16 protein-coding genes are annotated in these 20,383 nt (G+C 63.3%); 12 read left to right on the forward strand and 4 right to left on the reverse strand.

The features are described from left to right. Positions 1–23: 23 nt before the first annotated feature. A complete protein-coding gene (locus AC0L2O_RS24385; protein ID WP_473371487.1) occupies positions 24–1,421 on the forward strand; it encodes a UdgX family uracil-DNA binding protein in 1,398 nt (465 codons plus the stop codon). A 125-nt stretch (positions 1,422–1,546) separates the two neighbouring features. Further along, on the forward strand, positions 1,547–3,169 hold the full coding sequence (locus AC0L2O_RS24390) for an inorganic phosphate transporter (RefSeq protein ID WP_473371488.1): 1,623 nt from the start codon (positions 1,547–1,549) through the stop codon (positions 3,167–3,169). A gap of 77 nt (positions 3,170–3,246) precedes the next feature. Here the strand turns inward: AC0L2O_RS24390 and AC0L2O_RS24395 are convergent, their stop codons facing one another. Next, entirely contained in the window at positions 3,247–4,419 is a 1,173-nt protein-coding gene (locus tag AC0L2O_RS24395) for a M20 aminoacylase family protein (RefSeq protein WP_473371489.1), read from the reverse strand. 319 nt (positions 4,420–4,738) lie between these two features. Then, positions 4,739–5,908: a M20 aminoacylase family protein gene (locus AC0L2O_RS24400; protein ID WP_473371490.1), complete on the reverse strand. Its 1,170-nt coding sequence runs from the start codon at positions 5,906–5,908 to the stop codon at positions 4,739–4,741. Between the two features lie 175 nt (positions 5,909–6,083). On the opposite strand from AC0L2O_RS24400, the gene AC0L2O_RS24405 reads away from it, so the two are divergent. The 5 genes from AC0L2O_RS24405 to AC0L2O_RS24425 all read left to right on the forward strand — a co-directional run bounded on the left by AC0L2O_RS24405 (position 6,084) and on the right by AC0L2O_RS24425 (position 10,645). Continuing rightward, complete coding sequence (locus AC0L2O_RS24405) at positions 6,084–7,703, forward strand: GMC family oxidoreductase (RefSeq protein ID WP_473371491.1); 1,620 nt, start codon at positions 6,084–6,086, stop codon at positions 7,701–7,703. 185 nt (positions 7,704–7,888) lie between these two features. Beyond that, the gene (locus tag AC0L2O_RS24410; RefSeq protein WP_409189513.1) at positions 7,889–8,833 is read left to right on the forward strand and encodes a metallophosphoesterase family protein; all 945 of its coding nucleotides are present in this window, start codon (positions 7,889–7,891) and stop codon (positions 8,831–8,833) included. 24 nt (positions 8,834–8,857) lie between these two features. Then, a complete protein-coding gene (locus tag AC0L2O_RS24415) occupies positions 8,858–9,196 on the forward strand; it encodes a cupredoxin domain-containing protein (protein ID WP_369725237.1) in 339 nt (112 codons plus the stop codon). Between the two features lie 139 nt (positions 9,197–9,335). Then, positions 9,336–9,884, forward strand: a complete 549-nt coding sequence (locus tag AC0L2O_RS24420; RefSeq protein WP_473371492.1) for a sigma-70 family RNA polymerase sigma factor — start codon at positions 9,336–9,338, stop codon at positions 9,882–9,884. Beyond that, positions 9,881–10,645, forward strand: coding sequence for an anti-sigma factor family protein (locus AC0L2O_RS24425; protein WP_473371493.1), 765 nt, complete (start codon positions 9,881–9,883; stop codon positions 10,643–10,645). Before AC0L2O_RS24420 ends, AC0L2O_RS24425 begins: the two co-directional genes overlap by 4 nt. A 65-nt stretch (positions 10,646–10,710) precedes the next feature. Here the strand turns inward: AC0L2O_RS24425 and hpnO are convergent, their stop codons facing one another. Further along, positions 10,711–12,102 (reverse strand): aminobacteriohopanetriol synthase HpnO, encoded by a 1,392-nt coding sequence (gene hpnO / locus AC0L2O_RS24430; protein ID WP_369725241.1) that lies wholly within the window; start codon positions 12,100–12,102, stop codon positions 10,711–10,713. Positions 12,103–12,244: 142 nt separating this feature from the next. On the opposite strand from hpnO, the gene AC0L2O_RS24435 reads away from it, so the two are divergent. Continuing rightward, on the forward strand, positions 12,245–12,868 hold the full coding sequence (locus tag AC0L2O_RS24435; protein WP_409189517.1) for a DUF2147 domain-containing protein: 624 nt from the start codon (positions 12,245–12,247) through the stop codon (positions 12,866–12,868). Here AC0L2O_RS24435 and hpnN read toward each other — a convergent pair. After that, positions 12,836–15,424 carry a hopanoid transporter HpnN gene (gene hpnN, locus AC0L2O_RS24440; protein WP_473371494.1) on the reverse strand — a complete coding sequence of 863 codons (2,589 nt, stop codon included), beginning with the start codon at positions 15,422–15,424 and terminating at the stop codon, positions 12,836–12,838. The genes AC0L2O_RS24435 and hpnN overlap by 33 nt on opposite strands. Before the next feature lie 461 nt (positions 15,425–15,885). Between hpnN and ispH the strand changes: the two genes are divergently transcribed. The 4 genes from ispH (at position 15,886) to AC0L2O_RS24460 (ending at position 20,220) form a co-directional block, all read left to right on the forward strand. Then, positions 15,886–16,812: a 4-hydroxy-3-methylbut-2-enyl diphosphate reductase gene (gene ispH / locus AC0L2O_RS24445; RefSeq protein WP_473371495.1), complete on the forward strand. Its 927-nt coding sequence runs from the start codon at positions 15,886–15,888 to the stop codon at positions 16,810–16,812. A 36-nt stretch (positions 16,813–16,848) separates the two neighbouring features. Beyond that, the gene (hpnH, locus tag AC0L2O_RS24450) at positions 16,849–18,009 is read left to right on the forward strand and encodes an adenosyl-hopene transferase HpnH (RefSeq protein ID WP_409189518.1); all 1,161 of its coding nucleotides are present in this window, start codon (positions 16,849–16,851) and stop codon (positions 18,007–18,009) included. 486 nt (positions 18,010–18,495) lie between these two features. Beyond that, on the forward strand, positions 18,496–19,563 hold the full coding sequence (locus AC0L2O_RS24455) for a DUF4062 domain-containing protein (protein ID WP_473371496.1): 1,068 nt from the start codon (positions 18,496–18,498) through the stop codon (positions 19,561–19,563). 126 nt (positions 19,564–19,689) lie between these two features. Then, positions 19,690–20,220, forward strand: coding sequence for an REP-associated tyrosine transposase (locus AC0L2O_RS24460; protein WP_473371497.1), 531 nt, complete (start codon positions 19,690–19,692; stop codon positions 20,218–20,220). Positions 20,221–20,383: the final 163 nt, after the last annotated feature.

Here is a 20,383-nt window from a genome sequence, read left to right on the forward strand (position 1 = left end):
GGAATCAAGAGGATTCAAGTGTCATGTACCTGATTGCCCTCGACAGCGAGACTGACTTTGACGGCTGGCGCAAGGCGGCACGCGCGCTTGCGCTACATCACATCACGCCGATGGAAGTGACGTGGAGCGTGCAGGGCCAGGCGAAAGACCTGGTGCCCCCTGGCCTGTCCGAAGCGCCAAGCCTTCCGCCCGTCGAGACCGAAGGCACGTTCAACGTTCCGGCCAATTTTGTCGAGCTTGCCCGCGTCGCGATCCTGCATCGGGACAGCGCACGTTTTGCGCTGCTCTATCGCCTGCTCTGGCGGCTGAAAGCCGATCACGACCTGCTGGCAACAATGACCGATCCCGACGTGGCAGAAGCAACCGTGATGGCAGGCGCCGTGCAGCGCGATGTACAGCGGATGCGCGATCTCGTCCGTTTCCGCGAGATCGGACGCGAGCAGAAGGCGCATTATGCCGCCTGGTTCGAGCCGGAACATCACATCGTGGCATTCGCCGCGCCGTTTTTCGCGCGCCGTTATGCCGACATGCCCTGGTCCATCCTCACGCCCGACATTTGCGCCCATTGGGACGGCCACGCGATCTCGTTCACGCCTGGGATCAGCCAGAAGGAGATGCCGGCTCCAAACCGGTTGGAGGAAACCTGGCGCCGCCACTTTCGGCATGACCACCCGATCACGCCCGAAGCGCCGCAGAAGTACCGGAGGAACCTGTCGGAAGCTTCGATACTTGAACCTCTGCTTGCCGATGCCGAACGCTGGACCGGCGGAAGGATGAACCCGCGGCCGGAGACTCCGATGAAACGCAAGACCGCCGCCGACGATCTCGAAGCGCTCCGCGAGGAAGCCGCCCACTGCCGCGCCTGCCATCTCTACAAGGACGCGACCCAGACCGTGTTCGGCGAAGGCCCGAAGTCCGCCAACATCATGCTGGTCGGGGAACAGCCCGGCGACAAGGAAGACCTCGCCGGCCATCCCTTCGTCGGCCCCGCCGGCCAGATGCTCGACCGCGCGCTGGAGGAGGCCGGCGTGAACCGCAAGAAGGTCTATGTCACCAACGCGGTGAAACACTTCAAATTCGTGCCGCGCGGAAAAATTCGCCTGCATCAAAAGCCGAACACGCCGGAGATCCGGGCGTGCCGGCAATGGTATGAGCGGGAGGTCTCCGTCATCCAGCCCGATCTCATCGTCGCGATGGGTGCGACCGCCGCGCAAAGCGTGTTCGGCAAGATCACCCCGATCGGCAAAAACCGCGGCCGGCTGATCGACCTTCCCGACGGCCGCAAGGCGCTGGTGACGGTTCATCCGTCCTACCTGTTGCGGCTGCCCGATCCCGAGGCCAAGGCGCTGGAATATCGGCGTTTTGTCGACGATCTGAAGATCGCCGCCGCCTTGCAGCGGAAATCCGCCCACGCCGCCTGACACGGGCTGTCATCCCCGGCAACAAGCGGTGGAGTAGTCCCGCCATTTCAACTGCATGCCGGCCCATTTCAACTGCCTGTCACATGGCGCGCGCAAAGTCGGCGCATTGGGACAGGAGAATTCCGATGAGTGACGTTGCTTTACCCGGCTCGATCGAGCCGGCCTTGCGTGAGGGCCCGGACCTTGAAGGCGGATTCCACCCGCTGACCGGCATCATCTATATGGGGGTCATCGCCACCGCACTGCTCTTCGTTGCCTACAGCATCTGGACCGACGTCGATGCGACCGGCACGCAAATCAAGAGCATCGCTCCCTTCCTCATGCTCTTCATCGCGCTGCTGATCGCGCTCGGCTTCGAGTTCGTGAACGGCTTCCACGACACCGCCAATGCGGTCGCCACCGTGATCTACACGCGCTCCCTGCCCGCCAACATCGCCGTGATCTGGTCCGGCATGTTCAACCTTTTCGGCGTGCTGCTCTCGTCGGGTGCCGTCGCGTTCGGGATCGTCTCGCTGCTGCCAGTGGAATTGATCCTTCAGGTCGGCTCCAGCGCTGGTTTCGCCATGGTGTTCGCGCTGCTGATCGCCGCGATCATCTGGAATGTCGGTACCTGGTATTTCGGCCTGCCGGCCTCGAGCTCGCACACGCTGATCGGCTCGATCATGGGCGTTGGCATCATGAATGCGGTCCTGCACGGCCGCAGCGGCACCTCGGGTGTCGACTGGTCCCAGGCCACCAATATCGGCAAGGCGCTGCTGCTGTCGCCGTTGTTCGGCTTCGCGCTCGCCGCGGTCCTGCTCTACATCCTGCGAAGCGTGCTGCTGCGCGCCACGCCCGCTCTGTTCGGCGAGCCGAAGGGCGACCAGCCGCCGCCGTGGTGGATCCGCGGCATCCTGATCCTCACCTGCACGCTGGTGAGCTTCTTCCACGGCTCCAACGACGGCCAGAAGGGCATGGGCCTGATCATGCTGATCCTGATCGGCACCGTGCCGACCGCCTATGCGCTCAACCGCGCCATGCCCGCGAGCGAGATCGAGCACTTCGTCAAGAACTCGGACTCGGCCGGCAAGATCATCGAGGGCAAGGCTGCCGGTTACAGCGTGCTCGGCAATCCGCGCCCCGCGGTGACCAGCTACGTCGCGACCCGCGAAGTCAACGGCGGTACCTTCCCCTCGCTTGCCGTGCTGGTGCGCGACATCGCCAAGCAGGTGACCACCTACGGCTCGCTCGCTAAGGTGCCGGCCGAACTCGTCGGCAACACGCGCAACGACATGTACCTCGCCTCGGAAGCGCTCCGATTCCTGATGAAGGACAAGGAAGCCGAGCTTAACGCCGACGACGTCGCCGTGCTCAACGCCTACAAGGGCTCGCTCGACAGCGCCACGAAGTTCATCCCCGGCTGGGTGAAGATCGTGGTCGCCATCGCGCTTGGGCTGGGCACCATGGTCGGCTGGAAGCGCATCGTGGTCACGGTCGGCGAGAAGATCGGCAAGACGCACCTGACCTACGCCCAAGGTGCCTGCGCCGAGATCACAGCGGCTGCCACCATCGCCGCCGCCGACATTTACGGCCTGCCGGTCTCGACCACCCACGTGCTGTCTTCAGGCATCGCCGGCACGATGGCCGCCAATGGCTCGGGCCTGCAATGGTCCACGATCCGCAACATCGCAATGGCCTGGGTGCTGACGCTGCCGGCCGCGATGATCATCTCGGGCTCGCTCTATTATTTCTTCTCTCACGTCTTCTGAGAGATCGCTGGCTCACTGACGTCAAAGGGCCCGCGCCACGCGCGAGCCCTTTTCTTCCGTGTTACGACATCGTGGCCTCACGAGGCGGCCAGCTGCTCCTCGACCAGCTTGACCCAGTAGGATGTGCCGAAGACGATCGCCTCGTCGTCGAAATTGTAGGCGGGGTGATGCAGGCTGGCGCTGTCGCCGTTACCGCAGAAGATGAGGGCGCCGGGCCGCGCTTCCAGCATATAGGCGAAGTCCTCGCCGGCCATTTGCGGCGGCATCTCGTACACATTGCCGTCGCCGGCGATCTGCTTGGCGATCCGCCGCGCCACCTCGGTCTGCGCCGCGTGGTTGTTGGTCACGGGATAACTGTTCTTGTAGGACAGGTCGATCTTGGCGCCGGTGATCTGGGCCACGCCGGCCACGACTTCGCGCACGCGCTTCTCCGCGAGCTTGCGCGCTTCCGCCGTCAGCGCGCGAATCGTGCCTTTCAACTCCGCCGTTTGTGGAATGACGTTGCGGGTATTGCCGGCGTGGAATTCGCAGATCGAGATCACGGCAGAGTCCAGCGGATCCACGCTCCGCGCGACGATCGACTGCAGCGCGGTGATCAACTGCGCACCGACCAGAACGGAATCAACGCATTTGTGCGGACGCGCCGCGTGGCCGCCGAGGCCCTCGATCTTGATGTCGACCGCATCGGTTGCCGCCATGATCGGGCCCTGCCGGATCGCGAACGAGCCGATCGGAATGCCGGGGCCGTTGTGCATGCCGTAGACCTGATCGATAGCGAAACGCTCCATCAGCCCATCCTTGACCATGGCCGCGCCGCCGGCACCGCCCTCCTCGGCCGGCTGAAAGATCACGACCGCATCGCCGGCGAAGTTGCGGGTCTCGGCGAGGTAACGGGCTGCACCCAGCAGCATCGCGGTGTGGCCGTCATGGCCGCAGGCGTGCATCATACCCGGATTGACCGAGGCGTAAGGCAGGTTGGTCTGCTCCTCGATCGGCAGCGCGTCCATGTCGGCACGCAGACCGATCACCTTGAGATCGCCGCTCGTGGGCTGCACGCCCTTGATCAGGCCGACGACGCCGGTCCGGCCGATGCCGGTCACGACCGCGTCGCAGCCGAATTCGCGCAGGCGATCCGCCACGAATGCTGCCGTACGGTGAACTTCGTACAGCAGCTCGGGATGTTGGTGGATGTCCCGCCGCCAGGTCTGGATGTCGGGTTGAATGTCGACGACACGATTCACGATGGGCATGGTAGTTCTTGGGATCCTAGTTGGCAGGCCCTGTGGAGCAGGCAAGAGCGGGTCAAACCGAACAAATCTTTACATCGTAAAGATACCTAGGGGCCGAACGCGGGGCTCGTCAAGCCAAATCTTGACAGTGTCAATTTTGAATAAGTGTCACTGAATTTGCACCGTCGTTTCGGCACGGCGCGAGCGCCACATCCGGAATCCTGAGATTCCAGATGCTGCACATTGGCGTTCGATGCTTTACGCGGTCCCTGGAAATGATGGATCAAGAAATGCCCTGGGCAAGCCCCGGCATGACCAAGGGATGGAAAGTGGGATTAGCTCACGCAGCGAGCTGCTCCTCGACCAGCTTGACCCAGTAGGACGTGCCGAAGACGATGGCCTCGTCGTCGAAGTTGTAGGCGGGGTGATGCAGGCCGGCGCTGTCGCCGTTACCGCAGAAGATGAAAGCGCCGGGGCGTGCTTCCAGCATGTACGCAAAATCCTCGCCGCCCATCAGCGGCGGCATCTCAAGGACGTTGGCGTCGCCCGCGACCTGCTTCGCAATGCGCGTCGCGACATCGGTCTCCGCAGCGTGGTTGACCACCACCGGATAATTGTTCTTGTACTGCAGATCGATCTTCGCGCCGGTGATCTGCGCCACGCCCGCCACCACCTCGCGCACGCGCTTCTCGACGAGCTTGCGCACCTCCGGAGACAGCGTGCGGATGGTCCCCCTCAGCGTAGCAGTTTGCGGAATGACGTTGCGGGCGTTGCCAGCATGGAATTCGCAGATCGAGATCACGGCCGATTCGAGCGGATCGATGCTGCGCGCGACGATCGACTGCAATGCCGTGATGAGCTGCGCGCCGACCAGCACGGAATCCACGCATTTGTGCGGGCGCGCGGCGTGGCCACCGAGGCCCTCGATCATGATGTCGACCTCGTCTGTCGCCGCCATGATCGGACCCGGCCGGATCGCGAACGAGCCGACCGGAATTCCGGGCCCGTTGTGCATGCCGTAGACCTGCTCGATGCCGAAGCGCTCCATCATGCCGTCCCTGACCATGGCCGCACCGCCGGCGCCACCTTCCTCGGCCGGCTGGAAGATCACGATCGCATCGCCGGCGAAGTTGCGGGTCTCGGCAAGGTAGCGCGCGGCGCCCAGCAGCATCGCGGTGTGTCCGTCATGGCCGCAGGCATGCATCTTGCCCGGAATCTTGGAGGCGTAAGGCAGGTTGGTCTGTTCCTCGACAGGCAGCGCGTCCATGTCGGCGCGCAGACCGATCACCTTGAGCCCCTCGCCGGCCGGCTTGTTGCCCTTGATCACGCCGACCACGCCGGTCTGGCCGACCCCGGTCACGACCTCGTCGCAGCCGAATTCGCGGAGGCGATCCGCGACGAATGCTGCGGTGCGGTGGACGTCGTACAGCAGCTCGGGGTGCTGGTGGATGTCGCGCCGCCAAGCCTGGATGTCGGGTTGAAGGTCGGCGACGCGGTTCACGATGGGCATGGAGGGATCTCAAGCTTTTGTTGGGAACAGAGGACCGTCTAGCATGCAAGCGGCAGTCCACCCAACTCCCACAGGCCGGACCTGGCCCTGCCCTCCAGACATGGCCGGGCTTGTCCCGGTCCGCCGCCTCTGCCTATTAGGACAGCACGTGAGGTGACCATCCGGGTGACGCAAAATGCCAAGACGGCTCGAAGGTGAGTATGATTACATTGTCGTCGGAGCCGGCACGGCGGGTTGCATCGTCGCCAACCGGCTCTCGGCCGATCCCGGCAATCGCGTGCTGATCCTGGAGGCCGGCGGTGACGACAACTGGATCTGGTTCCATATCCCCGTCGGCTATCTCTTTGCGATCGGCAACCCGCGCTCGGATTGGATGTTCAAGACCGAGCCCGAGCCGGGCCTGAACGGTCGCGCGCTCGCTTATCCCCGCGGCAAGGTGATCGGCGGCTGTTCGGCGATCAACGCCATGATCTCGATGCGCGGACAGGCCGCCGATTACGATCATTGGCGCCAGCTTGGGATGACCGGCTGGGGCTATGACGACGTGCTGCCGTTGTTCAAGCGGCTCGAAGACCACTTCCTCGGCGCGAGCGAGCATCACGGTGCCGGCGGCGGTTGGCGCATCGAGGCGCCGCGACTGTCGTGGGACGTTCTCGATGCCGTCGGCGACGCCGCCGAGGAGATGGGCATCAAGCGCATCCCGGATTTCAACACCGGCGACAACGAAGGCACGAGCTATTTCCACGTCAACCAGAAGCGCGGCCGGCGCTGGTCGTCGGCGCGCGGCTTCCTCAAGCCCGCACTGAACCGCCCCAATCTGCGGCTCGAGAAGCACGTGCTGGTCGACCGTCTCGTTGTCGAGCAGGGCCGCGCCCTGGGCGTGCGGTTCATCCAGAACGGCGAGATCATCGAAGCCCGCGCGAGGCGCGAGGTGGTTCTCTCGGCGGGCTCGATCGGCTCGGTCCAGGTGCTGCATCGCTCGGGCATCGGTCCTACCGACTGGCTGTCGCCGCTCGGCATCGACGTCGTGATGGACAAGCCCGGCGTCGGCCGCAATCTGCAGGACCATCTCCAGCAGCGTGCGATCTACAAGGTCGAGGGCGTGCGCACGCTGAACGAGACCTATTACAATCTGGTCCGCCGTGGCCTGATGGGCCTCGATTACGCCTTCCGCCGCCGCGGACCCTTGACGATGGCGCCCTCGCAGCTCGGCATCTTCACGCGCTCCGATGCGACGCGCGCGCGCGCCAACATCCAGTTTCACGTGCAGCCGCTGTCGCTCGACAAGTTCGGCGATCCCCTGCACCGCTTCCCCGCCATCACCGTCAGCGCCTGCAACCTTCAGCCGACCTCGCGCGGCACCGTGCGGCTGCGCTCGGCGACACCTGACGAAAAGCCGATCATCGCGCCGAACTATCTGTCGACCGACGACGACCGCCAGGTCGGCGCCGACGCCATCCGCACCACGCGGCGGTTGATGCAACAGAAGGCGCTGGCCAAGTACAGGCCGAGCGAATATCTGCCCGGCCCCTCCGTCGGCGACGACGATGCCTCGCTCGCCAAAGCCGCCGGTGATATCGGCACCACCATCTTCCATCCCGTCGGCACTGCGAAGATGGGCGCGCCGAATGATCCGATGGCCGTGGTTGACGAGCGCCTGCGCTTCTACGGCTTGAGCAGTCTGCGCATCGTCGACGCCTCGATCATGCCGACCATCACCTCAGGTAACACCAACACGCCGACCGCGATGATCGCCGAGAAGGGCGCGGCGATGATCTTGGAGGATGCGAAATGAATGCGTAGCCCGGGCGGGCGTGGCGAAATCCGGGAGAGGACGCACGATAGATCCCATATTCCGCTACGCTCCATACAGGCTGCGCATCCAGCCGGCTCACGAAATCGTCATCGCATCCGGGAATAAACCCGCTGCTCCCCCGGTCACTTCCCCGACGCCCAATTCCGGGCCGGAGGAAATGCGCGATGAGCGGACACGATCACGGCGAAGACGGCGTCAGCCGCCGCAAGGTGCTCGAATGCATGACCTGGGCCGGCACCGGGGTGCTCTGGACCGTCACGGGCGGCGTGCCGCGCTCGCTCGGCATCATCGATTCTGCGCAAGCCGCCACCGCGGCCGCGCCCGGCATGACCTTCCTCCAGATCAGCGACAGCCATGTCGGCTTCGACAAGCCGGCTAACCCCAACGCGCTGGGCACGCTTGAGGAGGCCGTCAACAAGATCAATGCAATGCCGGCCAAGCCGTCGTTCATGATCCATACCGGCGACATCACCCATCTGTCCAAGGCCGCCGAGTTCGACAATGCCGACCGCATCATCTCGCAGTCCAAGCTGGACGTGCACTACGTCCCCGGCGAGCATGATTTCCTCGACGAAGAGGTGAAGTTCTATCGCGAGCGCTACGGCCGCGGCACCAAGGGTGCGGGCTGGTACTCCTTCGACGCCGGCGGTGTGCACTTCATCGGCCTGGTCAACGTCGTCGACCTCAAGGCCGGCGGTCTCGGCAATCTCGGCGCTGAGCAGCTTGCCTGGCTCGAGGACGATCTCCGCGGCAAGTCGAAATCCACGCCTGTCGTATTGTTTGCGCACATCCCGCTCTGGACCGTCTATCCGGAATGGGGCTGGGGCACCGAGGACGGCGGCCGCGCGCTCGAATACGTCAAGGGCTTTGGCTCGGTCACCGTGCTGAACGGCCACATTCACCAGGTGATGCAGAAGGTCGAGGGAAACGTCACCTTCCACACCGCGCGCTCCACCGCCTTCCCGCAACCGGCGCCGGGCGCCGCGCCCTCGCCCGGACCAATGAAGGTCGAGGACGCCAAGCTCCGATCGATGCTCGGGGTCGCCAGCGTCAACTTCAAGCAGAACGAGCAGCGGCTCGCCATCATCGACACGCCGCTCCAGGGTTGATCCAAGTTCGAACGGAAGCTGACAATGAAGAGACTCAATCGCCGCGACTTCGCCGTCGACTTCGGCCTCGCTTTGGCCGCGGCTATCCTGCTGCCCGTCACAAATGCCCGTGCCGACGACAATATGGAAATCCATATCGACAATTTCGTCTTCCAGCCGGCCGAGCTCAAGATCAAGGTCGGCACGACGGTGACCTGGACCAACCGGGACGACATTCCCCATACCGTGGTATCGGCCGGCAAGTTCAGGTCCAAGACCCTGGATACCGACGACAAGTTCTCGTTCACCTTCACCAATGCGGGCGACTACAAGTATTTTTGTTCGCTGCACCCGCACATGACGGGGATGATCAAGGTTGAGTAACGTCTCGAACCAAGGCATCTCTATTCTGCCCGGCCGGTGGTCCCACCCCGGCCGGGCTCGCGCGGCTTCGCTCCAATCCAAAGACGCTGCGAAGGAAGAGACCCAGTACGAAACGCAGCAAGAGGCAAAGCGAGAGGCGATGCCCGTCAGCGACGATTTTCAGAAGGCACAGCGCTTCCGCGAGGCGGCGTTGCCCTATCTCGACGACGTTTACACGCTCGCACGCTATCTGCTGCGCGACGCCTCCGATGCCGAGGATGCGGTGCAGGAGTGCTATTTGCGCGCACTGAAGCACTTTGACAGCTATCGCGGCCCCGCGATGAAGCCGTGGCTGTTCGCGATCCTGCGCAATGTCTGTAACGCCGAATATGCAAGACGCGCGCATTCGCACGCCGGAATCGAGGACACGCCCGGCACGGCCGACCAGACCCCGATCTGGCAGGAGACCGAGGCGAGCCCGGAAACCGAAGTGCTGCGCAGCCGCGACGCCGGGGCCATTCGCAAGCTGATCGACGCGCTCGCCGAACCGTTCAGGGAAACCTTCGTGCTGCGGGAGATCAACAACCTGTCCTACCGTGAAATAGCCGAGGCCGTCGGCGCCCCCGTCGGCACCGTGATGTCCCGCCTCGCACGCGCGCGCGCGATGCTGCGCGCAGCCTGGACGGCGGAAGAGGAGCACTCGAAATGACCTGCGACGAAGCAAAGATCCTGCTTCACGCCCTGCTCGACAACGAGCTCGATGCCGGACACGCGCGCGAGGTCGAGGCACACATTGCAAGCTGCGCGTCCTGCACGGCCGAATTCGCTGCACAACGCGAAATGCAGCGTATGCTTGCCGATTCCAAGCTGCGCTATACGGCACCGGTGGGCCTGCGCGCCCGCATCGAGGCGTCGCTGCCGCAACCACAGCGCCAGCCCAGCCGCCGCTCCGTGCTGCGCGGCTTCGCGATGGGGTCTGCGGTCTCCGCGCTCGCCGCCTCCGGCGTCGTTGCTGTCGTGCTGCGCCAGGACGACCAGCAACGCATCCTCTCGGAAGTCGTCTCCGCCCATCTGCGCTCGCTTCAGGCGGGCCACCTCATCGACGTGGTCTCGACCGATCAGCACACCGTGAAACCGTGGTTCAACGGCAAGCTCGACGTCGCCCCGCCCGTGATCGATCTCACCGCGCAAGGCTTCACGCTGGTCGGCGGCCGGCTCGACTATGTCGATGCACGCGCGATCGGTGCGGTGGTCTACCGGCGCCGGCAGCACATCATCAATCTGTTCGTGTCGCAGACCGCGAGCACCGAGCATCGGCCGCCGAAGACGCAGACCATGCAGGGCTTCAACTGCCGCCGCTGGGGCGAGCGCGGCCTGAATTTCTGGGCCGTCAGCGACATCGGCGGCGACGAGCTCGCCGAGTTCGTCGACAAGTTCGAGGCGGCGATGAAGGCGAATACGGAGGGGTAGACGCTAACCCCACACCGTCATTGCGAGGAGCGAAGCGACGATTGCCGAAGCGTCTCAGCAAGTGATTACGCCGACCGCCGCACCGCGTTGTCCACCAGCGTCTTGCCGAGCGACCAGATCGCGCCCGGGACCTTGTGGCTGCCGGCGATGACGTCGTCGAAGGCGCGCTCGATCCAGTTGCAGTCTTCTTCGGTGATGGTGAGCGGCGGCAACAGCTTGATGGTGTGGCTGCCATGGCCTGCCACCTGGGTCAGGACCTTGTGGTCCTTGAATAGCGGCACGGTGATCAGCTGGCAGAACAGGCCCTTGTTGGCGGCCTCCAGCACGTTCCAGGAGGCCCGCAGACGCAGCGATTTCGGCGGGCCGAACTCGATGCCGATCATCAGGCCCTTGCCGCGCACTTCCTTCAACAGTTCGTAGCCGGGCACCATGCGCGTCAGCGCGAGTCGAAGCTCGGCGCCGCGCTTCGCGGCGGACTCGATCAGCTTCTCGGATTCCATGACATCAAGCGTGGCAATGCCCGCGGCCATCGCGAGATCGTTCTTGGAGAACGTCGAACCGTGCACCACCGCGCGGTCCATCTGGTTGAAAATTTTGTCGAAGATGCTCTTGCGCGTCAGCACGGCGCCGACCGGCACGTGGCCGCCCGACAGCGACTTCGACAGCAGCACCATGTCGGGCTCGACGTTCCAGTGCTCGACCGCGAGGAAGCGGCCGGTGCGGCCCATGCCGGTCTGGATCTCGTCAGCAACGAACAGCGTGCCGTACTTCTTGCAGAGCGCAGCCGCCCCCGGCAGGAACTCGTCGGAGGGCATGTTGACGCCCTTGCCCTGAATCGGTTCGACGACGAAGGCTGCGACCTCGCGCGAGGCCAGCGCTTTTTCGAGCGCGGCGAGATCGTTGAACGGGACCGAGGTGCACCCCGGCAGCAGCGGCTCGAAGCCGGTGCGGAAGTTCGAATCGCCCGTCAGCGACAGCGCGCCATAGGTCAGGCCATGATAGCCGTGGGCGCAATAGACGATACCCGGGCGGCCAGTCGCGCCGCGCGCGAACTTGATTGCCGCCTCGACGCATTCGGCGCCGGAATTGGCGAAGAACACCTTGTCGAGATAGGGAACATATTTCAAAAGCCGCTCGGCGAGCACGCCGGCGAGCACCGAGACGTCGAACTGGACCAGGTTGGGCAGATCGGCATCGAGCACGCTTTTCAGGGCGTCGCGCATCACCGGATGATTGCGCCCGATCGCGAACACGCCAAAACCGGACAAAAGGTCGAGATAGCGCGCGCCGTCGCGATCGAAAAGGTACTGCCCCTGCCCCTTCTGGAAGCCGACATCGTAGCCGATGGTCTTGAGAACCCGGACGAACTGCTCGTTCAGATAACGATTATGCAGGGAGCTACGCTGGGCCTGGCGGTCCGCGAATAGCTGAGACATGTCTGGATTTGGACTGTTCATCCGCTACATACTTCGGTTGAGGGCCGCTTCGTCAACTGAAAACGGTCAGTAAACAGAAAAGGATCTGTGCGGCCTTTTGCCCTTTTTCGGACCATCTTCGCAAGCACAGCTTTAGACCATGTTGCACTGCCAAGGAACACTCATGCGTTTGGCCATTTACACCGGAATTATACTGGCTGGTGGTTACACCTGCCTCACTCCCGCGCTCGCCGCCGATCCGACCGGCGACTGGCGGGTCGCCGATGGCGTCGCGAACATTCGCGTCGCGCAGTGCGGCGGCAGCATGTGGGGCGCCGTTTCCTGGGAAAAGCAGCCCGGCGGCCGAGACGAGAACAACCCGGATGTGTCAAAAAAGAACAGGCCGACGCTGGGCATGGCCACCCTGATCGACATGAAGAAGAAGCCCGGCGTCGATCAATGGGAAGGACAAGTCTACAACGCGAAGGACGGGCAGCTCTACAGCGCGACCATCACTCCGGCTGGAACCGACCAGCTCGAGATCAAGGGCTGCGTGATGGGCTTCCTGTGCGGCGGGGAGACCTGGACCCGAGTCGGGCCGCCGATCCCCTCGAGCCCTGCCAATGCCATGGCCAAGGGTGCGCCAAAAACCACCGGCACGGCGTCCAAGGCCGCCCCGACCGGGTCCGCAGCTCCGGCGACCGGAGCTCAGAAAACCGCTGCCGCGGCCAAGCCCGGTCAGAAGACTGCCGCCGACCCCGTCGGCGACATCTGCCTACTCCCTGAGATTGCGGGGTTTGCCCATTAGAGCCGGCTGGAACAGCAGCACAGCGGCGAGCGTCGTCACCAGCGACAGCGCCAGCAGCTTGCCCATGCTGGACGTGCCGGGATGGCTCGACAGCCAAAGGCTGCCGAAGGCGGTCGCCGTCGTCATTGCGCTGAAAAAGATCGCGCGCGTCAGGCTGGTCTGAAGCAGGTTTGTCCTGCCGGAGCGCCAGGCCACGACATAATAGATCTTGAAGGCGACGCCAACGCCGAGCAGCAGCGGGAAGGCGACGATGTTGGCGAAGTTCAGCGGCAGGCCGATCAGCACGCAAATCTCGAGCGTCACCGCGCCCGCAACCAGAAGCGGTACCAGCGTCATCAGCACGTCGGTGATCCGCCGCAACGTGGCCCACAGCAACAGGCCGATCACCAGCAGCGCGTAGATGCCGGCGTGAATGAACGCGTTCACCACGGTGTCGCCGGACTTCAGGATCGAGACCGGTCCGCCGATCGCAGTCGGCTCGGCGGCAAGTACCGCTGCGGCGAACTTGCGCAGCGTATCGTTGTCGTTGGGATCACCCTTGGGCTGCGCCTCGACGCGGATGATGCCGTCCTTGCTCTTCCAGGCGTTCACGAGATCAGGCGGCAATGACTTCAAAGTGACCGGCTCGGCCTGCATCGCCTTCCGGAGCTGATCGAACACGATCTTCATCGGTGTGACGAAGACGTCCTGCGCCTTGTTGCGCGTGGTCTCGTCGGCATTGGCGAGCTTCTCGAGTGCGTCGGCGAGCCGGCGCGAGGCGACTGCGCCCGGGCCCTTGCCATCACCGGCGGTCCTGCGCAGATTGTCGACCGAGGATTTCAGCGCCTCGACGTTTTCCTGGTCGGATGGCGCCGCGTCGATCTGATCCGGGTTGAGCGCGGGGTTCAGCACCTTGGCGCCCTGCGCAATCAGCTTCAGCTTTGGTTGCTGGTCCTCCGGCACGAAGCTGTCGAGCGACATCACCCGCAGCACTTCCGGCACCTTCTCCAGCCTGGCCTCGACCTGCTTCGCCTGCTCCTCGGACGTGGTCATCACGTTGATGGCGTTGGCGCCGGTGTTGGGATCCTTGCGCAGATCGAGGAAGGTCGCGATCGATTCCGCCTTCGGGTTGCGCAGGTTCATCGGGTTGAAGTCGAACTTCAAGAAGTAGAGCAGCGGCAGGCCGGCAAGCGCCAGCAGCAGCGTGCCGCCCACGACCAGCACGCGGTGCTTCTCCAGGAAGCGATCGAGCGGCGCCAGGAAGGCATAGCCGACGGGCTCCATCTCGCCGGGCGGGTTCAGCAGCTTCAACATCGCCGGAAGTACGGTGATGCTCGAGAAGAACGCCACCAGCATGCCAACGCCGGCGATCTGGCCGAGTTCGGAGATGCCCTTGTAGTCGGTCGGCAGGAAGCAGAGGAAGCCGGCGGCGGTCGCCATCGCAGCAAGCGACAGCGGCACCGCGGAGCGCTTCGCGGCAAGCACAAGCGCGCCCGAGAGATCGTCGTGCTTGTAGCGCTCCGACCGGTAGCGGACGCTGTACTGGATGCCGAAATCGACGCCCAGTCCCACGAACAACACGGCGAACGCGATCGACAGCAGGTTGAACGAGCCCACCATCATCAGGCCGGCCGCGGTCGTGAGCGCAAGGCCGACGAAGAGATTGACGAACACCGCGAAGATGATCTTCGCCGAATGCAGCGCCAGCCACAGAATGACCAGCACGACCAGCACAGTGCCGATGCCGTTGACGATGGCGCCTTCCTGGACGGTGGCGTATTCCTCGTTGGCGATCGGGACAGGGCCGGTCAGCCGCACCCGCGCCTGGTATTCGGTCGCGAAATCCAGATCGGCGGCGGCCTTGCGGATCGCGTCGGTGGCGGCCTTGCCGGGCTCCAGCGCGTTGTAGTCGAGGATCGGCTTGAACTCGATGAAGGCGCGCTTGTCCGAATCCGGCAGCGGCTGGTCGCTGACGAGCTCGCGCCAGGAGAAGCTCGCGTTGCCCTTGTTGAGCACGGTCTCGACGGTCTGGGCGATCTGGTTGAACGGCCGCTCGGTGTTGTCGAGCTTGACCTGGCCGCGCTTGACGCCGGCAAGCCCGGTCTCCAGCGCGCCGGTCAGGCCGCGGATCGAGGGATCGCCGGCCATAATCTCGATCAGGGGGGCCGCGGATTCGAACTGGTTGGTGATCTTGGCGACTTCCTCGGTCGGCAGGAACAACAGGCCGTTCTTCTCGAAGAACTCGCCAGTACCAAGCTGCTGGATCGACTGGAAGTTGGTCTTGTCGCCCTTCAGCTTGGCATAGAGCGCGTCCGCAGCCGCAGTCGTCATCTCGGGCGTCTTTGCCTCGACCACCGCGAGAATCGTCGCGTCGCGGTCGAAGGCCCGATCAAACTGCTGGTCGCGCTGGCGCCAGTCCAGATTTTGGGCAATCAGCGAATTGATGTCGGTGTTGATGGCGAAGTGCCGGGATGTGTAATAGCCCGCCCCGACTGCCAGCAGGAGCCCGAGAACGACGACGAGGGAGGCAAACCGGGTACAGGCCCTGACGATGACTACGACTACGCTTTGCAGCACGTCTTTTCTTTCTGGTGTTAACAGCTTGCCGAAAACGCCCGCTGTGTATCGGAGTTCCGGGGCGAAACCTATTGCTGTTTTGAGTGGTTCCGGCGGGAACAAGGTTCGACGTCAACGCCGGGAGACGATGGCAAAATCATCCGGGGCGGCCGGTATAGCCGGGGAGTTGAGGCGGTAAAGTGGCGAAGCGGTGAGCACAAAAGGTGCAATCTTGCCGACGCCAATCGCTGCATTATAGTACCGCGGCGGTCCCATTGGGATGAGCGTTGCCGGGAACCCAGGGTTCCCCACCTTCCCTTATTGCCGATTTTTTGACACAAAGGCCCAGCATGCGCGGGAGCCTCGGTGGGCCGTTACCGCGGTCGCGAGAGCAATGGTGCGGATATTGCAGTGCGGGCAGTATCTAGGTGCCGCCGGGCACAATTGAGCGGGATTGGTGCAACTTGCCTGATGGACGTCCGATGGAAGTTTATCTAGCGCAGCCGCGCGGCTTTTGCGCGGGCGTGGTGCGTGCGATCGAGATCGTGGAACGGGCCCTGGAGAAGTATGGCCCGCCGGTCTACGTGCGCCACGAGATCGTGCACAACAAGTACGTGGTCGAGAGCCTCAAGAACAAGGGCGCGATCTTCGTCGAGGAGCTGTCCGAGGTTCCGCCGAAGGCCGTGACCGTTTTCAGCGCCCATGGCGTGGCCCGTCGCGTCGAGGAAGAGGCCGCCGCCCGCGACCTTCCGGTGCTCAATGCCACCTGCCCGCTGGTCACGAAGGTTCACAATCAGGGGAAGCGCTACATCACCAAGGGCCGTACCCTGGTCCTGATCGGCCATGCCGGCCACCCCGAGGTCGAGGGCACCATGGGCCAGGTTCCCGGCCCCGTGCTGCTGGTCCAGAGCGTCGAGGAGGTTAACGCCCTGACATTGCCGGTAGATACGCCAGTGGCCTACATCACCCAGACCACGCTGTCGGTCGACGACACCCGGGACGTCATCGGGGCCCTTCAGGCCAGATTTACAGATAGTCAAGGCCCCGACATCCGGGATATCTGCTATGCGACACAGAACCGCCAATCTGCGGTAAGGGACCTGAGCAAGCTGGTCGACGTGATCTTGGTGGTGGGCGCTGCCAATAGCTCGAACTCGAACAGGCTCCGCGAAATCGGCACCGAGGCCGGCGTCGCGAGTTATCTGATCGCCGATGGCCGCGAGCTCAATCCGGAGTGGTTGAAAGGTGCCAGGACCGTCGGCCTTACGGCCGGCGCCTCGGCGCCCGAGGTGCTGGTGGATGACGTGATCGAAGCGCTGCGGCGGATCGGACCGGTGACGGTTTCGGTGCTCCCCGGCCGCGAGGAAAACATCGAATTCCGGCTTCCGGCCGAACTGGCTGCGAGCTGACCTATCCGAATTTCAAAGCCCAGAAAGAAACGTGTAATGGCTATCCCCTTCTTCAAGGAACTGCGTATCGGCGGTTATTTGCTCAAGCAGAAACTGCTTGGCCGCAAACGCTATCCTCTCGTGCTGATGCTGGAGCCCCTGTTCCGCTGCAACCTCGCCTGCGTCGGCTGCGGCAAGATCGATTATCCCGATGCGATCCTCAACCGCCGCATGACCGCGCAGGAGTGCTGGGACGCGGCTGACGAGTGCGGCGCCCCGATGGTGGCGATCCCCGGCGGCGAGCCGCTGATCCACAAGGAGATCGGCGAGATCGTGCGCGGCCTGGTGGCGCGCAAGAAGTTCGTCTCGCTCTGCACCAACGCGCTGCTGCTCGAGAAGAAGCTCGACCTGTTCGAGCCCTCGCCCTACCTGTTCTTCTCCGTCCATCTCGACGGCCTGAAGGAGCATCACGACAAGGCCGTGTCGCAGAAGGGCGTGTTCGACCGCGCCGTCTCCGCGATCAAGGCGGCCAAGGCGCGCGGCTTCACCGTCAACGTCAACGCCACCATCTTCGATGGCCATCCGGCCGAGGAGATCGCAAAGTTCCTCGACCTCACCGTCGAGCTCGGTGTCGGCGTCTCGATGTCGCCGGGCTATGCCTATGAGCGTGCGCCGGACCAGGAGCACTTCCTCAACCGCACCAAGACCAAGAAGCTGTTCCGCGACGTCTTTGCGATGGGCAAGGGCAAGAAGTGGAATTTCATGCATTCCGGCCTGTTCCTCGACTTCCTCGCCGGCAACCAGGAATACGAGTGCACGCCGTGGGGCATGCCCGCGCGCAACATCTTCGGCTGGCAGAAGCCCTGCTACCTGCTCGGTGAAGGCTACGCAAAAACCTTCAAGGAGCTGATGGACACCACCGACTGGGAGACCTACGGCACCGGCAAGTACGAGAAGTGCGCCGACTGCATGGCGCATTGCGGCTACGAGCCGACGGCGGCGACCGCTGCGCTGAACAACCCGCTGAAGGCGATGTGGGTGTCGCTGCGCGGCATCCGCACCACGGGCCCGATGGCACCCGAGATCGACATGAGCAAGCAGCGTCCAGCGCAGTACATCTTCTCGGCGGAAGTGCAGAAGCACCTGTCGGAGATCCGCAAGGACGAGGCGCTGGCTGCGCAGGCGAAGGCCGCGCCGAAGGCTTCGACTGCCGCGTAAGCGCGCACGCAGCTACCAACGAAACAGGCCCGGTCGCCATCGCGACCGGGCCTGTTCTTTTGTTCAGCTCAAGCCCCTGGCGGAGAATAGAGGGAGTGCGCGGGCCGCGCTCGCTCCCTCGATTCGCTCCTGCCGCAAAAGGTGAAAAACAACCCCATGCACAGTAGCCGGGACACTGAAATCATTGGACTAACGCGCCTCGGCGGGCGACGCGAAGCGGATGCGCGCGTGCGCCTTTGACACGTCGGGCAAAACACTGGCAGAACGGCAACATTGAAAGTTCGTAACACCCGCGCGGAGCAATCCGCCGCGGGTTTTTTCGTATCGGAGCACAGATCGCCATGACCAAAATATCGCCGTCGTCCACCGCAGTCGGGAATGCCGCCTTGTGCGTGATGGAGTCGAAGCCTGCAAATGTAGCTTTCTGCTTTGCGGTCTTTGGGAACCCTCCTAGGCTACCGTTTTGACCGATTCCGCAGGCGTGCCATGCCGTTCACTGCCCAGACCTTCCGTGTTCTCATTGCGTCGCCGTCCGACCTCTCGGAGGAGCGGGATGCTGCGACCGCGGTCATAAACGAATGGAATGCTCAGCACGCCGCTGCCAAGAGTGTGGTTTTGCTGCCGATCCGGTGGGAGACACATGCCCGGCCGCAGGTTGGTGTCCGCCCGCAACAGGCAATCAACGACCAGCTCGTGTCGAAGTGCGACATCCTGCTTGGGATGTTTTGGACTCGGCTGGGCACCAACACTGGGGTCGCAGAGTCAGGCACTCTGGAAGAGATCGACCAGTTCGTTGCCACATCAAAACCAGCGTTGCTCTATTTCTCACGCCGGCCGATCGATCCGACCAAGATCGATGCCAAGCAGCACGCCAAGTTGAAAGGATTCAAAAAGCAGACCCTTAAGAGTGCTCTGACGGGAGAGTTTCCCACGCTCCAAGCATTGCGCGACCAACTCATGCGTCACCTCACCGATCAGGTGCGCGAGCTGAAAACAACCCGCCCGAAGCGAGACAGGCTCGACCAGGCAAAGCGCTTGACTGAATTGTTCAAGCTGCACAAGCAGGAGAACATTGCGCCAGAGGATTTCGCAAAATTCCGAGAGCAAATGATGGGACCTACCCGGACCAAGGCTCAAACCAGCGATCCCGTGAAGCCGGGCGAAGTTGGTCCCAATGGACACCCGATTATTTATCTCAAGAACGGCGACAAGGTTGAAGAGCTGCCGAATGACGAGGATCCAGATGGCGAACCGTGGCACATGATCCTGCGGCGAAATGACAAAGACCTGTTAGCCGCGCGCGAGGATTTTTGGGAGAAGGTCTGGTGGAACCGTCACCAGATTTGGTTAGAAAAGCTCGCAAGCGGTGAGGACAAGCTCACGAAGGGCCAAGCGACCATATTTGCGACCGCGCGCAAGGCCGCCCGCCGCATTGAGCGCAAACATGGAAAGAAAAACCTTGGCTGGGATACGTTCGATTGGGGCATGGTGAACGGAAAGCTGTCCGCGCTGAATTGGGTCCTGGGCGATGAGTGGGACTTCCTCGACACCTAAGCGTCGGCCTTTCCTTGGCCGAAATATTTAGCCGGCCACGCTTGTAGCTCGTAGGGCGGATTAGGGTCAGCGTAATCCGCCACGACAAACTACAACTGCGCCGTCGCCTACGCTATTGTACCTACCATGCCCAACTATCGTCGCGCATTCGTTCCCGGCGGCTCCTGGTTCTTTACCGTCAATCTGCTGGAACGCCGGCAAACACTGCTCGTCGACCATATCGACGACCTGCGTGATGCGGTCGGCCGCACGCGGCAAGGTCGTCCCTTCACGATCGATGCGTTTGTGGTGCTGCCGGATCACCTGCACGCGATCTGGACGCTGCCGCCGGGCGATGCGGATTTCTCGACTCGCTGGCGGCTCATCAAGAGCCGCTTCGCACGTGCGCTGCCAAAACATGAGCGCCTCAGCTCCGTCAGGATCGAACGCCACGAACGCGGCATCTGGCAGCGGCGCTTCTGGGAACACCTGATCCGCGACGACGCCGACTATGCCCGTCACGTCGAGTATTGCTACATCAACCCGGTGAAGCACGGTCTGGTCAATCGCGTCTGCGATTGGGCGCACTCGTCATTTCATCGCGACGTTCGCGCCGGGATGTTTCCGCTGGATTGGGCTGGCGATTGCGGATCTGACGGCGACTTTGGCGAGCGATAAGAGACGGTTGTGCGCGGATCACGGGATTTGTCGGCCCGAGCCGATAGCAAAGACGGAAGCCGTTACTCGTCGTGAGACCCGTTGATGTTCGCGGAGTGAAGTGGCGGATTACGCTAACGCTAATCCGCCCTACGGCTGGGCTCCATCCGAGCTACACGCACTG

Source organism: Bradyrhizobium sp. Kon10 (assembly GCF_055807395.1).

Coding starts and splice junctions, on each gene's coding strand:
- AC0L2O_RS24425 (WP_473371493.1), top strand. CDS start 9,881: ATGACCTGCGACGAAGCAAAGATCCTGCTTCACGCCCTGCTCGACAAC.
- AC0L2O_RS24420 (WP_473371492.1), top strand. CDS start 9,336: ATGCCCGTCAGCGACGATTTTCAGAAGGCACAGCGCTTCCGCGAGGCG.
- AC0L2O_RS24435 (WP_409189517.1), top strand. CDS start 12,245: ATGCGTTTGGCCATTTACACCGGAATTATACTGGCTGGTGGTTACACC.
- AC0L2O_RS24400 (WP_473371490.1), bottom strand. CDS start 5,908: ATGCCCATCGTGAACCGCGTCGCCGACCTTCAACCCGACATCCAGGCT.
- AC0L2O_RS24395 (WP_473371489.1), bottom strand. CDS start 4,419: ATGCCCATCGTGAATCGTGTCGTCGACATTCAACCCGACATCCAGACC.
- hpnO (WP_369725241.1), bottom strand. CDS start 12,102: ATGAACAGTCCAAATCCAGACATGTCTCAGCTATTCGCGGACCGCCAG.
- AC0L2O_RS24410 (WP_409189513.1), top strand. CDS start 7,889: ATGAGCGGACACGATCACGGCGAAGACGGCGTCAGCCGCCGCAAGGTG.
- AC0L2O_RS24415 (WP_369725237.1), top strand. CDS start 8,858: ATGAAGAGACTCAATCGCCGCGACTTCGCCGTCGACTTCGGCCTCGCT.
- hpnH (WP_409189518.1), top strand. CDS start 16,849: ATGGCTATCCCCTTCTTCAAGGAACTGCGTATCGGCGGTTATTTGCTC.
- AC0L2O_RS24385 (WP_473371487.1), top strand. CDS start 24: ATGTACCTGATTGCCCTCGACAGCGAGACTGACTTTGACGGCTGGCGC.
- AC0L2O_RS24455 (WP_473371496.1), top strand. CDS start 18,496: ATGCCGTTCACTGCCCAGACCTTCCGTGTTCTCATTGCGTCGCCGTCC.
- ispH (WP_473371495.1), top strand. CDS start 15,886: ATGGAAGTTTATCTAGCGCAGCCGCGCGGCTTTTGCGCGGGCGTGGTG.
- AC0L2O_RS24460 (WP_473371497.1), top strand. CDS start 19,690: ATGCCCAACTATCGTCGCGCATTCGTTCCCGGCGGCTCCTGGTTCTTT.
- AC0L2O_RS24390 (WP_473371488.1), top strand. CDS start 1,547: ATGAGTGACGTTGCTTTACCCGGCTCGATCGAGCCGGCCTTGCGTGAG.
- AC0L2O_RS24405 (WP_473371491.1), top strand. CDS start 6,084: ATGCCAAGACGGCTCGAAGGTGAGTATGATTACATTGTCGTCGGAGCC.